Annotated in this window: 14 protein-coding genes; 8 read left to right on the top strand and 6 right to left on the bottom strand. The window is 62.3% G+C overall.

The features are described 5' to 3' along the window. Window positions 1–1,676: acetate--CoA ligase (gene acs / locus KW846_RS06465; RefSeq protein ID WP_218481680.1), on the top strand; the 1,676-nt coding region annotated here is incomplete at its 5' end. Between the two features lie 61 nt (window positions 1,677–1,737). On the opposite strand, the gene KW846_RS06470 is transcribed toward acs, so the two are convergent. The 6 genes from KW846_RS06470 to KW846_RS06495 form a co-directional block, all read right to left on the bottom strand. Beyond that, the gene (locus tag KW846_RS06470; RefSeq protein ID WP_218481681.1) at window positions 1,738–2,511 is read right to left on the bottom strand and encodes a hypothetical protein; all 774 of its coding nucleotides are present in this window, start codon (window positions 2,509–2,511) and stop codon (window positions 1,738–1,740) included. A 16-nt stretch (window positions 2,512–2,527) separates the two neighbouring features. Beyond that, the gene (locus KW846_RS06475) at window positions 2,528–3,346 is read right to left on the bottom strand and encodes a DUF2092 domain-containing protein (RefSeq protein ID WP_218481682.1); all 819 of its coding nucleotides are present in this window, start codon (window positions 3,344–3,346) and stop codon (window positions 2,528–2,530) included. Window positions 3,347–3,537: 191 nt separating this feature from the next. Next, entirely contained in the window at window positions 3,538–4,512 is a 975-nt protein-coding gene (locus KW846_RS06480) for an acetyltransferase (RefSeq protein WP_218481683.1), read from the bottom strand. A 12-nt stretch (window positions 4,513–4,524) separates the two neighbouring features. Further along, window positions 4,525–5,313, bottom strand: coding sequence for an SDR family oxidoreductase (locus KW846_RS06485; protein WP_218481684.1), 789 nt, complete (start codon window positions 5,311–5,313; stop codon window positions 4,525–4,527). 37 nt (window positions 5,314–5,350) lie between these two features. Further along, a complete protein-coding gene (locus tag KW846_RS06490) occupies window positions 5,351–6,520 on the bottom strand; it encodes a sulfotransferase (protein ID WP_218481685.1) in 1,170 nt (389 codons plus the stop codon). Next, entirely contained in the window at window positions 6,517–7,644 is a 1,128-nt protein-coding gene (locus KW846_RS06495; protein ID WP_218481686.1) for a DUF1214 domain-containing protein, read from the bottom strand. Before KW846_RS06495 ends, KW846_RS06490 begins: the two co-directional genes overlap by 4 nt. Window positions 7,645–7,852: 208 nt before the next feature. Here KW846_RS06495 and KW846_RS06500 point away from each other — a divergent pair, with 208 nt between their 5' ends. From KW846_RS06500 to KW846_RS06530, 7 genes are all read left to right on the top strand, one after another. Continuing rightward, complete coding sequence (locus KW846_RS06500; protein ID WP_116583346.1) at window positions 7,853–8,323, top strand: SRPBCC domain-containing protein; 471 nt, start codon at window positions 7,853–7,855, stop codon at window positions 8,321–8,323. A gap of 65 nt (window positions 8,324–8,388) precedes the next feature. Beyond that, entirely contained in the window at window positions 8,389–9,333 is a 945-nt protein-coding gene (cysD, locus tag KW846_RS06505) for a sulfate adenylyltransferase subunit CysD (protein ID WP_256356636.1), read from the top strand. After that, the gene (cysN, locus tag KW846_RS06510) at window positions 9,333–11,225 is read left to right on the top strand and encodes a sulfate adenylyltransferase subunit CysN (RefSeq protein ID WP_218481687.1); all 1,893 of its coding nucleotides are present in this window, start codon (window positions 9,333–9,335) and stop codon (window positions 11,223–11,225) included. The genes cysD and cysN overlap by 1 nt, the downstream gene beginning before the upstream one ends. Window positions 11,226–11,377: 152 nt before the next feature. Beyond that, window positions 11,378–12,550: a helix-turn-helix transcriptional regulator gene (locus KW846_RS06515; protein ID WP_218481688.1), complete on the top strand. Its 1,173-nt coding sequence runs from the start codon at window positions 11,378–11,380 to the stop codon at window positions 12,548–12,550. Between the two features lie 232 nt (window positions 12,551–12,782). Then, entirely contained in the window at window positions 12,783–13,850 is a 1,068-nt protein-coding gene (locus KW846_RS06520) for an alpha/beta fold hydrolase (RefSeq protein WP_218481689.1), read from the top strand. A gap of 202 nt (window positions 13,851–14,052) precedes the next feature. Further along, window positions 14,053–14,298 (top strand): type II toxin-antitoxin system ParD family antitoxin, encoded by a 246-nt coding sequence (locus tag KW846_RS06525; RefSeq protein WP_218481690.1) that lies wholly within the window; start codon window positions 14,053–14,055, stop codon window positions 14,296–14,298. Further along, entirely contained in the window at window positions 14,291–14,581 is a 291-nt protein-coding gene (locus tag KW846_RS06530) for a type II toxin-antitoxin system RelE/ParE family toxin (RefSeq protein WP_007980938.1), read from the top strand. The genes KW846_RS06525 and KW846_RS06530 overlap by 8 nt, the downstream gene beginning before the upstream one ends. The last annotated feature ends 86 nt before the right edge of the window (window positions 14,582–14,667 follow it).

A 14,667-nucleotide genomic window follows, 5' to 3' on the forward strand; every position in this document is an offset into this window, starting at 1 on the left:
CGATCATCTGGGAGGGCGATGACCCTGCCGAAAGCCGCAACATCACCTACCGCGAGCTGCACGAGCAGGTCTGCAAGTTCGCCAACGCCCTGCGCGGCCAGGACGTGCACCGCGGCGACGTGGTGACAATCTACATGCCGATGATCCCCGAAGCCGTGGTCGCCATGCTGGCCTGCACCCGGATCGGCGCGATTCACTCGGTGGTGTTCGGCGGCTTCTCGCCGGAAGCCCTGGCCGGTCGCATCATCGACTGCAAATCCAAAGTGGTGATCACCGCCGACGAAGGCATTCGTGCCGGCAAGAAGATCCCGCTCAAGGCCAACGTCGACGACGCGCTGACCAACCCGGAAACCAGCAGCATCCAGAAAGTCATCGTGTGCAAGCGCACCGGTGGCGACATCAAGTGGAACCAGCATCGCGACATCTGGTTCGAGGACCTGATGAAAGTGGCCGGCACCGTGTGCGCGCCGAAAGAGATGGGCGCCGAAGAAGCGCTGTTCATCCTCTACACCTCGGGCTCCACCGGCAAGCCGAAGGGCGTGCAGCACACCACCGGCGGTTACCTGTTGTACGCGGCCATGACCCACGAGCGCGTGTTCGACTACCGTCCGGGCGAGATCTACTGGTGCACCGCCGACGTCGGCTGGGTCACCGGCCACAGCTACATCGTCTACGGCCCGCTGGCCAACGGCGCGACCACCCTGCTGTTCGAAGGCGTGCCGAACTACCCGGACATCACCCGGGTGGCGAAGATCGTCGACAAGCACCAGGTCAACATCCTCTACACCGCACCGACCGCGATCCGCGCCATGATGGCCTCGGGCACCGCCGCCGTTGAAGGCGCCGATGGCAGCAGCCTGCGCCTGTTGGGTTCGGTGGGCGAGCCAATCAACCCGGAAGCCTGGGACTGGTACTACAAGAACGTCGGCAAGTCCCGTTGCCCGATCGTCGACACCTGGTGGCAGACCGAAACCGGCGGCAACATGATGAGCCCGCTGCCGGGCGCCCATGCCCTCAAGCCAGGCTCGGCGGCACGTCCGTTCTTCGGCGTGGTGCCGGCCCTGGTGGACAACCTGGGCAACATCATCGAAGGCGAGGCCGAGGGCAACCTGGTGATTCTCGATTCGTGGCCGGGCCAGGCGCGTACGCTGTATGGCGACCATGACCGTTTCGTCGACACCTACTTCAAGACCTTCCGCGGCATGTATTTCACCGGTGACGGCGCCCGTCGCGATGCCGATGGTTACTACTGGATCACCGGGCGCGTGGACGACGTGCTCAACGTCTCCGGGCACCGCATGGGCACTGCCGAGATCGAAAGCGCGATGGTCGCGCACCCGAAAGTCGCCGAAGCGGCGGTGGTCGGTGTGCCGCACGACATCAAGGGCCAGGGCATTTATGTCTACGTCACCCTGAAAAACGGCGAGGAGCCGAACGAGCAACTGCGCCTGGAACTGAAGAACTGGGTGCGCAAGGAGATCGGGCCGATTGCCTCGCCGGATGTGATCCAGTGGGCGCCGGGGTTGCCGAAGACTCGTTCGGGCAAGATCATGCGGCGGATTCTGCGCAAGATTGCGGCGGCCGAATACGATGGCTTGGGGGATATCTCCACCCTGGCAGATCCGGGCGTCGTGCTGAACCTGATCAATACGCACCGCAGCATGAACGTCGCCTGACAGCTCGGGCCCCGTCCTTGAGCCACCAGCCTGAGATCTTTTGGCTGTTTCAGCCAAAAGATCATGGCATCGGCACGACGGTGTAATAAACCCCGTTGGCACCAAAGGACGGTCGTAACCAGGCGTTGCCGCACTGGTAATACGTGGTATTGGAGAAGCTTATCAAGCCACAGCCTGGGGGCAGTGAGGCGTACGTCGCGCCCATGGGCATTGTCGGTGGTGCGGAGGCTACCATGCCGGCGTTATAGCTGGCGTTCTGGTCGGCGACCGTCGCGGCTGCTTCACCGACGACCACGCCGGCCGCAGCGGCAGCTGCCGGATTGACGCCCTCGTTATAGCCACAGTTGTAGCAGCCACTGCTGGCAATCACCGCGGTTGGCGGATGGTAGTAAGCGGTCCCGTAAGGCACGGCTCGGTAGGCGGTTGTGCCATAAACGGGAGGGCGGTAAGCCGTCGTGCCATAACCATCCGCGTGATAGCCGGCGGCGGTGGCGCCATTTTCACCTTGTGCATGCCAGGCACCTTCGCCACCCGACGCCGTTCCACCTTCCGCGCCCGTGCCGTGCCAGGAGCCTTCGCCACCGGACGCCGTGCCGCCGCGATAGCCTGTGCCGCTCCAGCTCCCATCGCCTCCGGAAGCCGAGCCGCCGCGATTGGTTTCGCCACTCCAACTGCCGCCACCGCCCGAAGCCGAGCCGTATTCACCCGAATGACTCCATGAGCCCCCGCCTCCGTAAGTGCGCCCGAAGCCGGAAGCGTGGGACCAGGCCGCTGCCTGGTTGCAGGTGAGCAGCGCGACAAGCAGGCCGGCGAATTTCAAGGTAGATCTGTTCATGGGTCAGTCTCCTTGTTCAGGGTTTCGCCACGGGTTCTTTTACCCCTTGCGGGGCACGAAGATCGGGCGGTGGGGCAAACTGAATGCGGTGGGCCGTTTCGATGTGGTCAGGCTTGAAAAAATCGGCAGGCATCGTCGACTGGAGCTTCCAGTCACTGAAGTCGACTTGATGCCGGGATCGTGTCGGATCATCGAGAAACACCGCGCGCAACCGGCGTGGCAGTTTGTCCTGCACGCCGATCCACGCCTGCACGAACACGCTGTCGCTGGTATAGGCGATCACATCGGTGGTGGTATCACCGACCACCGTGCTTTGGCCGACGTAGAACGCCACACGCAGGTCCCGGGACAAATCCTTGTAGGGATCGGCGACGATCACGTCGGTAAACGGAAAGTAGATCGCGGCACGCTGGTACGCGGCCTCGAGGGTCGCATCAATGGTAGGAGGCGCGTCCGCCTGAGCAAGCAAGTCGCCTTTACGTTCGAAGGCATAGGCTTTTTTGCCGTCGTAGTAAAACTCGGTGGCCGGACCGTCGCCGGAAGTCAACACACGAAGGCGATCCGGTCGTTGCACGTTGACCAGGTCCACCGTGCCATAGGCCAGGGGCGGCCCTAGCCGGCTGGGCTTTTCGTAGGTCGTGACGGCTTTGAAACTCATGCCCTGAGTGCCCGCAAGCCTGGCACTCATTCCCTTCAGAACCTCCAGCGCCTTGGGTTCCAGTTGCACCGCAGGCGGATTGGCAGAGGGAGTTTGTGCGGCGTGCAGCGGGATGGCAAACAGACCTATGGCTAGACCGAAACAGAACAACCGGACAGGCGTTTGGAAGGTAGGCATCGATTGTTCTCCACGGAAAACAGCGGGTCGATCGCGCGTCGTCAGACTCAGTAGCAAAGCTCAGTTACAGTGCGATTGCCATGCATTCGGGAAAATAGTTTGAACACGTCCAGTCAGAAACCCGCGCAAAGGCTGCAGCGCGTCAATCTGCAGGTGAAATCCGGCATCCATGCCGGACTGTCTCTGCAATCTCAGCAACATCCGGACGAATAACCGGCAAGTAGTCGCTCTGCAAACGCGGGCAGATCCGACTCGGCCAAACGGTTGATGCCGGCTGCACGCTTGCGTCCACCTCCCGTCGGGAACTGACGGCAGAACGCATCCGCCGTCTGTTCGCTGCCGTCAGGTACACGAAGGCTGAACGCCCATTCACCATTGGCCTTGGCACTGAGCAGACCGATGGCCAGGTGCGGAGCCTGTGCCGCCAATTGGTTGGCCAGCACACCGCTGACCCGTCGCGCCCATGGCTGCGGCGGCAAGCGATAGAGCCGCGCGCCGTTGCCCTCACGCCACGGCACCAGGTCAGCGGCAGCCGCCATGTCGGCGGCATGCCCCTCTTTCAGGGTGATGAAACTCGCGCTTTCGCGGATGAAATCCATTGGATTGCGGTACGGCAACAATTCGCCAGCCAGCGCCAACGGATCGAAATGCAGGTCCTCCAGGCTGTCGCCGTAGGCGTTGTAGTTCAACAACTGACCCAGCTCTTCCAGCGCCACCACCTCATCCGTATTCAACCCGTGTCGTTCGGCCAGCGCCCGCGCCGGGCCGTCCAGGCCATCTCCAAAAGCGGCGACCACCGCCCAGCGGTGCTCTCGTCCCGAGAGGTAGTTGTCCACCAGGATGCTGGTACACACATGGGCCGCCGTATCGATAAATGACTCGAATGCCGGGTGTCGAGGCAGGTCACCCGCATAGTGGTGATCGAAATAGCGCACCCGGGCACCGGCGTCGAGTAAACGCCGGGTATCCTCGCGATTCTGCTCGTGGGCCACGTCCAGCACAGTGACCCGCTCGCCATGAGCGGCCGTGACCCGGCGCAGCAGTTCGATGTCGCGCTTGACCCCACTGATCAAGCGCACCTCGGGCTCCAGTTCCCCGGCCAGTCGCAATTGCTGCAGTGCACAGAGGCCATCTGCATCGCCGTTAAAGGCACAGTGATCAATCATCTGTCATGTTCCTCAGCACATCATTTCGCCGCCGTTGGCATCCAGTTGCGCACCATTGATTGCACTGGCGTAGTCCGATGCAAGGAACAGCGCGGCGCGTGCGCACTCTTCATCGGTGCGCATGCGACCGCCCGGGATCCCGGCACTGAGTTCGGCACGCACCTGTTCTTCACTGACGCCCCGGGCGGCAGCGGTCTGGCGGACCAGGGCCTGGACCGGCTCGCCCCACATCCAGCCGCACGCCAGGCCGTTGACCCGCAGGCCATGCACCGCCTGCTCGGTCGCCAGGTAGCGCACTGTCGCAGCCAGTGCGCTTTTCGAGGCGGCATAGGCGGCACCGCCCTGGTAAGGCTTGCGGACCCCCAGGGTATTGATCATGACAATGGCGCCGGCGCCCTGGGTGCGCATGGGCGCCAGCACGGCGCGGCTCATGTTCAGCGAGCCCAGCAGATTGACCTCCAGGGCATCGCGCAACGGGGCGTTGTCGCCCTCCTCCACGGACTGGAAACCACCGTGGGAGAAGGCGCTGTTGATCAGCGCATCGATACGCCCGAATTGTTCCAGCGTGTTTGCGGCGAAGCGCTGACAGGCATCGACATCGGTAATGTCCGTGGGTACACACAACACCTCGCAGATGTGGGTGAGCGCCAGGATGCGTTGTTGCGCCTCCAGCAGCCGCGCCTTGTCCCGCGCCCCGATGGCAACGGCGCGCGCACCTTCGCGTGCGGCCTCCATGGCCAACTTGATACCCAGTCCGGGGCCGACGCCCGAGACCATCACGACCTTGTCTTTCAACAGCATGGGGAGATTCCTCTTGTTGTTATGAGCTGCACGGGTTTCAGGCTTGAATATGCCGGGTCCGGTATTCGGCATAGTCTCGTTGCAAAATCTCTTCGCTGAGGCCGAACTGGCTGGGGCTGTAGTGATGAACCGCGCGCTTTTCACGCCCGTTTGCCTGCAGCCATTGCGCCATGGCGGATCGGGTCTGCGGCGTCAATTGGAGGCCGGCAAACTGATAGATCCTTTCGACGACAGCCTGCGGCTCGGCCACGGTGTCTTCGAAGTGCACATCCAGGAAACGCTCCGGGGGCATACGCTCGCGGACGGCCATCGCATGGCGCAACGCACGTGCCATACGGCGGTTCCACTGCTCTCCTACGGCCTCGGCATCGGCCTTGTCGCTGTAGAGCAACCACAGGGTATGGATAAAGCTGGCCAGCGACGGAATGGTCCTGGCCGGTTCGCGATGGGTGAGGACGACCTGTGCTTTTGGAAATACCTCGAACAGCAGCTCCAGGGTATGCAGGTGCTGCGGGCTTTTGAGCAGCCAGCGACGGCCAGGCTCGATGCCGCGGCGTGCTTGCTGCCATTGCAGGAACTGCAGGGTTCGCTTGAGGTACCGATAGACCTGCGTCTGGTCCTGAGCGTCAAGCCAGGCGGTATAGCTGGGCACATTGACGTAGGAATCCATGGCGCACAGGAACGAGTGTTCCATCAACATGAACTCTTCATCGGGCTGCTCGGCGTCCAGCGGGTGGATGGCCAGCAACTGCGGGAGGAACTCGATCATTCCCGCGACTTCTTCGCGTGCCCGGGCGATGCGCTTGAGTGGCTGCTCCAGTGTTTCACCGGGCAAGGGTGCGGGGTAACGGGTTTCCCACCACAACGCCTTGCTGAACTGCGGGTCCACCGCCAGCGTGCGCTGCAGCAGAGTAGTGCCGGTGCGCGGCAGGCCGACGATCACCAACGGGTCATCGATGGCTTGCTCAAGGATCTCCGGGTGACGCCGCAAGTGATCTTCCATGACCAGGCGGTTGACCAGTTGCCCCAGCAGTTTTTCCCGCAACAGGCCCCGCCCGGCGGGCGACAGGCACGCTTCGTTGTTCAGGGCATCGGCCAATACTCGCAGGCCCTGGCGAAAATCGCCGGGACCGAAGTCGTCGAGTCCCCCGGAACGGGCGCGGGCTTCGGCCAGCAAGGCATCCAGGGCGAAATCATCGGCGCTCATCGCACAATCTCCTTCAACGCATCGAGCTTGACCACGCGAGTGCTCGGGTGCACGGGATGCTGCGCCCCCACCCAGCGCAAGCACAGGGTGCCGTGGGGATGGCTGGCGGTTTCCAGCCAATTCTCATGGCCCGGATCAACGCCGCAGAGCACCATGCGCAAGCGGCCATCGGCGTCCAGGCGCGCTGAGTGCTTGTTCAGGCAGATACGGTGGTAGCGGTAGTCCAGCGACTCCATCCAGTAGTTGTTGATCTGCACATTCCAGAAGTCGCAGTCAGGCACCTGATCGACCTCGATCAGCAAGGCCTCGTCCTCGGCCAGGGCCCAGTAGGAGTGGTAATAGAAAATGTTCGGGTCGCCCCCCACGGACTGGCACAGCGCCTGGTCGGCGGCTGGCAGTTGATTGGGGTGTTCCTGGTAACCCTGGGCCCAATCGGCAAACAATCGGGCGGTGTTCTCGACGAAACTGCCCACCCGTTGCAGGCTTTGCTGCAAGCGTGGCGCCGTCAGCGGCTCGGGTGCCTGCCCGGCATTCAGGCGCTCTATTCGCAGTTGTGCCGGTTGCTCACTGCCACGGTCAAGAAACGTCTGGCGCACGATCAGGGCATTGCTCTGCGGTTCCAGCCGCAGCCAGTTGCCTTCAGCCGGCGGACGCTGGCTGAGGATGATGTCGAAGTTGCCCTCGGCATCCAGCGCCAGTGCCCCCGCATCGAGGAAACCGGTCTGGGTCATCTTGCCATCCGTCTCATACCCCCCCTTCTGGGAGCCGAAGCTGAGGTAGGCCACGCTGCCACGGTGACCGCTGACCCGGTACTCATGCTCGCCGTTCAGGCGCGCATAGCTGTACAGGTTATCCGGGTTGTCGGCGCCGATTTTCGCGGTTTCATGGGACGGGGTGATGAAGCCCGGAAAGTCCGGGTCAGCGAATTCCAGGTGCATTTCCAGGGCAATGCGCAGTAACCGGGTGAGATAACGAAAGCCTTCGGCACGGGTCTGCACATCGGCCGGCGCTTCGCGGCGCAGTATCTGCTCGCCGCTGCGGCGCAATTGTTCGCAAAAGAGGTTCCAGCTCTCACCGCTGAGCACCTCCTGATCGATCCTGTCTGTAGCCATGTCTGCAACCATGTCACTCTCCTCTGCCGGCGGACATCCCGCCGCTGCCAGTGACCTTAGGGAGTACCCGCTTGCCGGTTCTTCGTCCGAGCGGACTAAGCGCCCGCCTAGTCCGCTCGGACGAGGAGCCGGGCATCCCGAGCGCGGAGGATCGCGCCTGAGCCCATGGCTTACTCCCGTCGCGATGCGTGGCGCGGAGTCACTCTCAGAGGAGTCACCCATGACCGCAGAGAAAAATCTGGTTCGTTCCGTCATCGTGGACATCGCCGCGCCCGCCGAACGGGTCTGGTCGGTACTGATCGACCTGGCGCGTTATCCGCAGTGGAACCCCTATACCGTCAAGGTCGAGTCGAGCCTGGTACTTGGGGAGCCGGTCAACCTGTTCCTGCCCCATCCGGGGCAACCGGGTGAGTTGCTGCACGTGATCGAATACCTGGCGGACCTCGAGCCCCACCGACTGCTCGCCTGGGAGATGTATGCCACTGCCGACAATCCGGACGCTGCCCGCCGCGAACAGCACATCGAGCGCACCGGTCCGGCCAGTTGCCGCTACCACACCACCGACCAGTTCCTCGGCGCGACCGCCGACCAGGTCATGGCCAATCATGGTCCCTGGGTGCAACAGGGCTTCGATGCCGTAGCCCGCGCCCTCAAGGTGCGTGCCGAGACGTTGTACGCGTCCGTCGCGTGACCTTCAGCCGCTGTCGCGTTCTTCGTCCGAGCAGACGAAGAAGCGCCAGCGGCGCTTTCCCTACCTTGGAGGTCCGCCGGAACCAAACCCGGCAGAAATCGAGGAGGTATCCGATGTTGACTCATCTGCAATGGCTGGAAGCGGAAAGCATCCAGATCATCCGCGAAGTGGTCGCCGAGTGTGAAAACCCGGTGATGCTCTACTCCATCGGCAAGGACAGCGCCGTGATGCTGCACCTGGCGATGAAGGCTTTTGCCCCGGGGAAACCGCCCTTCCCCTTGCTGCACGTGGACACCACCTGGAAGTTTCGCGAAATGATCACGTTCCGCGACCAGACGGCATCGCGCCTGGGGCTGGAACTGCTGGTCCACGTCAATCCCGAGGGCGTGGAAAAGGCCATCGATCCTTTTACCCACGGCTCGGCCCTGCACACCGACGTGTGGAAGACCCAAGGACTGAAGCAGGCCCTGGACCACTATGGATTCGACGCCGCTTTCGGCGGTGCCCGCCGTGATGAAGAGAAGTCGCGGGCCAAGGAACGGGTGTTCTCGCTGCGCTCCGAGCAGCATCGCTGGGACCCGAAACAGCAGCGCCCCGAGCTCTGGCGTTTGTACAACACACGCAAACGCAAGGGCGAAAGCCTGCGGGTATTCCCGTTGTCGAACTGGACCGAGCTGGATATCTGGCAATACATCTACCTCGAACAGATCCCCATCGTGCCGCTGTATTTCGCCAAGGAGCGCCCGGTGGTTCAGCGTGACGGCACGCTGATCATGGTCGACGACGAGCGCCTGCCGCTGCGACCGGGAGAAACGCCGCAAATGCGCAAGGTGCGTTTCCGCACGCTTGGCTGCTACCCGCTGACCGGCGCCATCGACAGCGATGCCGACAACCTGCCGGCGATTATCAGCGAAATGCTGGTAAGCCGTACTTCGGAGCGTCAGGGTCGACTGATCGACAGCGATTCGGCCGGTTCCATGGAGAAAAAGAAGCAAGAGGGGTATTTCTGATGAGCGCGCTGAACGACACCTTCAATGGCGACCTGACGCCCTATCTGGAACAGCAACAGAACAAGCAACTGCTGCGTTTCATCACCTGTGGCAGCGTCGACGATGGCAAAAGCACCCTGATCGGCCGCCTGCTTTACGAGTCCAAGGTACTGTTCGAGGACCAGCTTGGCCAACTCGAAGCCGACTCGAAAAAACTCGGCACCCAGGGCGACGAACTGGACTTCGCCCTGTTGGTCGACGGTTTGAGCGCCGAGCGTGAGCAAGGCATCACCATCGATGTCGCCTATCGGTTCTTCGCCACCGACAAGCGCAAGTTCATCGTCGCCGACACCCCCGGCCACGAGCAATACACCCGCAACATGGTCACTGGCGCCTCGACCGCCGACCTCGCGGTGATCCTCATCGATGCTCGCCAGGGCATCCTCACCCAGACCCGCCGGCACAGTTACCTGGTGTCCCTGTTGGGCATCCGCAAGGTCGTGGTGGCCATCAACAAACTGGACCTGGTGGACTATTCCCAAGCGGTGTTCGAACGCATCGAATCCGATTATCGTGCGTTCGCCACGCAGATTGGCCTGCACGACATCCAGTGCATCCCGCTCTCTGCGCTGCGCGGCGACAACATGCTGGAAGCCAGCCCGAACACCCCCTGGTACCAGGGACCGACCCTGCTCCAGCATCTGGAAAACGTCCCCCTTGAGCAGGCTCGCCAGGTCGAGGCCGCGTTCCGCCTGCCCGTGCAATGGGTGAATCGGCCGAACCTCGATTTTCGTGGCTACTGCGGCAACGTTGCCGCGGGCAGCGTCAGCGTGGGGGACCGTATCCGGGTGCTTCCGTCAGGTCATCAGAGCGAGATCACCGGGATCTTCGGCAGCGCCGGGGAACAGCCACAGGCCCTGTGCGGCCAGGCTGTCACACTGACGCTCAAGGATGAAATCGATATCAGCCGCGGCGACATGATTGTCCTGGCCGATGCACCGGCGGCGGTTGCCGACCAGTTCGAGGCGACGCTGGTGTGGATGGACGAAGAGCCGATGTTGCCCGGGCGTCCTTACCTGATGAAGATCGGCTGCCGCACCGTCAGCATGAGCTGCGCCAGTCTCAAGCACCGGGTCGATGTGAACAGCCTGGAACACTTGGCGGCCAAGACCCTGGAGCTGAACGGTATCGGTGTGTGCAATTTGCACCTGGACCGGCCGATCGCCTTCGATGCTTATACCGATAACCGCGATACGGGCGGATTCATCATTATCGACCGCCTGAGCAACCGGACGGTCGGCGCCGGCATGCTGCACTTCGCCTTGCGCCGCGCACAGAACGTGCACTGGCAGGCCGTCGACGTGAACCGCGAGGCCCACGCGACGCTCAAGGGGCAGTCGCCGCGAATCCTGTGGTTCACCGGGTTGTCCGGCGCGGGCAAGTCGACCATCGCCAACCTGGTGGAGCGCAAGCTGCATACCCTCGGCCGGCACACTTACCTGCTCGATGGCGACAATGTCCGCCATGGCCTGAATCGCGACCTGGGCTTCACCGAAGCCGACCGGGTGGAGAATATCCGCCGGGTCTCGGAAGTGGCGAAGCTGATGCTCGATGCCGGTCTGATCACCCTGGTGTCGTTCATCTCGCCGTTTCGTGCCGAGCGCGATATGGCACGCCGCCTGGCAGGAGACGGCAACTTCCTGGAGATTTTCGTCGATGCGCCACTGGCCCTGGCCGAACAGCGCGACCCCAAGGGCCTGTACCAGAAAGCCCGGCGCGGCGAGTTGAAAAACTTCACCGGGATCGACTCACCTTATGAGCCGCCGGTAGCGCCGGACATCCACATCGATACCCGCAACGAGTCGGCCGAAACTGCCGCCGAACGTATCGTCGAGGCACTGCTGGCACTGTAAAAGCCCATGAGCTCAGCGCTATGCCGGCATCAACCGGTGTAGCGCTGCCTATCACATGGCCCGACAACCCGCCTAAGCCAAACGGACGATTTTCCCGCCATGGGCGCGATCAATACTCGAACGACAACAACAAGCAGTAGCGAGGCGCATCCATGACCCTCTCTCTTCCGGTCTGCACGGACCTGCAGCCCGATACCGAAATCCCGTCTGCAGAACTCAGCCGCTTGCTTGCGCTGGTCTATCAAGGCCCCCTTGAATCCACACCCTGGTCCGGCCTGCTGGAAACCTTGCGTCAGCGTTTCGCCGCCAGCTTCTTCACCCTGGTGCTACGCAACCCCGACCATGAACGGCCGGGATTGATCGTCAATGCATCGATTCATGGTCCCCTGTTGCCAGGCGAGCCGTTCTACAGCGAACAGTACTACGCCATCTGCCCCTTCATCGACTGGCCTGTCGAGCAGGTGGCCAGTGCCGATCATGTACTGGGCAGCGATGCCTGGCTGGCCCACGACTTCTACCGCAACTATCTGCAACCCCTGGATCTGCGCCACGTCCTGGTCGCCAACATGCGCACGCCCACGGGTATGCACTGCGCCTTGTTCGCCTGCCGCAACCACGCCAGCCGCGACTTCGATGCGACGGAGATTGCCCTGATTCGCCTGCTCCTGCCGCACCTGCAACAAGCGGTGGACCTGCACTCGGCCGTAGAGCAACTGGACTCCGAACGCCAACTCTATGCCGCGACCATCGACCGACTGATGGTGGGCACGGCGATCCTCGACGAAGACGGCAGAATGATGCGTTGCAACCGCGCCGCCCAGCGACTGTTCGACAGCCGTGACGGCCTGGAATGCCGACACGACAAGCTCTGTGCCTTCACCAGCCAGCAGAACCGCAATGTCCAGCAAGCCATCCAGGCCGTATTGAAACAACGCCAGCGTGGTCTCGATGACATCGAAGTGTTGACCCTGACCCGGCCAAGCGGCGAGATGCCACTCAATCTACTGCTGCGCCCCATCCCCGTGAGCTATCAATCGCGCAACGGCGCACGCCGGCCCGCCGTAGCAGTGTTCATCCGCGACCCGGCGGACTCACCGCAGGCGTCGCGCAACCTGTTGCGCAGCCTGTTCCAGCTGACGCCGACCGAAACCGAAGTGGCCATGCTCGTCATGGACGGGCAAACCCTCGATGAAACAGCCCTGGCCCTCGGAGTTTCGCGCAACACGGTGCGTGCCCATTTGCGCGGAGTGTTCGCCAAGACCGGCGCCACCCGCCAGGCTCAACTGGTCAAGACACTGCTCAACAGTGTGGCGTCGCTTGGCTAGGCTGTAGATCCTTATTTACTGCATACACTCTGCAGAAAGCCATGTGCGCAGGTCACGGGCTACGCATGACGCGGCTGTGTATCACACTGTGTCAGTGCGACTTCCCGATACATAGACTTTCATCCGGCCGGCGCCTCGACACAGGCCGGATACGTTGCCGCGTTTCAATGCAAGCAAGGTTTGCAGGGGTTCAGACCGAACCCCGGCCCATGGCTGGTAATGGAGACATCCCATGAAGATGGCACTGCGCAACAGCAACACCGGCAAGACTCGCCGCCACCTGGTCGGCCCATCGATCCTCGCACTCAGCCTGTTCGGTGTGCTCAGCGCAGCCCATGGGCAAACGGCCGCCAGCGTGCAGCCAGCTGCGACCCCTGCCCAAACCACTCAGGCGGCACCCTCGCCGTTCGGCCCGCTCAAGCATGTCAACGCCGGGCTTCTGGATGTGGCGTACGCCGAAACCGGCCCCGTCAACGGACCGGTGGTGATCCTGCTGCACGGCTGGCCGTACGACATTCACAGCTATGACGAGGTCGCGCCGCTGCTCGCCGCCAAGGGCTATCGGGTGTTGATGCCCTATGCGCGCGGCTATGGCGATACGCATTTCCTCTCCGACAAGACCCTGCGCAATGGCCAGCCGGCTGCGCTGGCCAGCGATGTCATCGACTTCATGGATGCGTTGAAGATCAAGCAAGCGGTGCTCGGTGGTTATGACTGGGGTGCGCGTTCGGCCGACATTGTCTCGGCGCTGTGGCCGGAGCGGGTCAAGGCGCTGGTCTCGGTCAGCGGTTTTCTGATCGGCAACCAGGCGGCCGGCAAGAACCCGCTGCCCCCCAAGGCGGAACTCCAGTGGTGGTATCAGTTCTACTTCGCCACCGACCGCGGTCGCGCCGGTTACGCGAAAAACACCCACGACTTCGCCAAGCTGATCTGGCAACTGGCTTCGCCGAAATGGGCGTTCGATGACGCCACCTTCGACCGCAGCGCCAAGGCGCTGGACAACCCGGACCATGTCGACATCACCGTGTTCAACTACCGCTGGCGCCTGGGCCTGGTCCAGGGTGAAAGCCGCTACGAAGCGCTGGAGCAAAAGCTGGCCACGGCGCCGTCCATCCGCGTGCCGACCATTACCCTTGAAGGCGATGCCAACGGCGCACCGCACCCGGCCCCCGAAGACTATGCCAAACGCTTCACCGGCAAATACGAGTTCCGGCTGATCAACGGCGGCATCGGCCACAACCTGCCACAGGAAGACCCGCAGGCGTTTGCCAAGGCTGTGATCGATGCGGATCATCTTTGAGGGCGATCTGACATGGCACACAAAAACCCTGTGGGAGCGAGCCTGCTCGCGATGGTCTCGAGAGCGCCACGTTGAACCAGTAAACAAGCGTTATCGTTAACGACCATCGCGAGCAAGCTCGCTCCTACACTAGACCTGCTCGATACCGCACCAATAGTATGATAAATTGCACGCAGTCGACCATCTCGTGGAGCGCCCGATCATGGGAACCGTACGAAAAACAATCACCGTGACTGACCAGCAAGACCACTGGATCAAAGCGCAGATAGAAGCGGGCCATTACACCAACGACAGCGAATATATTCGCGATCTAATCCGTCGTGAACAGGAGCGCAGCGCTGAACTCGAAACGATTCGTGCCGCCCTTCGGGAAGGTGAATCCAGCGGAAAACCCCGCCCATTCGATCCAGCCGCATTCAAACAGAGAATGTTAGCCGCGCATGGCTGAGTATCGTCTAACGCCTGCCGCAGAGGGCGACCTCGAGGCAATCTGGAGTTATACCGCTCGCCAGTGGGGCCTGGATCAGGCCAATCGCTACATTGACATCCTTACCTCAGCATTTGCGCAATTGGCCGAGCACCCGAAAAAAGCGCCGGCCTGCGACACTATCCGTCCTGGTTATCGGCGCTGCAGTGTGGAGCGGCACATGATCTATTTTCGAATCACTGCGTACGGAATTGCAATCATCAGGGTCCTTCATGATCGGATGGAAGCGCAGCGCAATCTCTAACTCTCCTCTTCGCACCCCGTGTAAGAACTGGACGAATGTATTGCTTCGACCAACCGCCATCGTGAGCAAGCTCGCTCCTACAGAGT

Origin of the sequence: Pseudomonas sp. PDM32, from assembly GCF_019219225.1 — a bacterium.
GTDB lineage: Bacteria > Pseudomonadota > Gammaproteobacteria > Pseudomonadales > Pseudomonadaceae > Aquipseudomonas > Aquipseudomonas laurylsulfatiphila.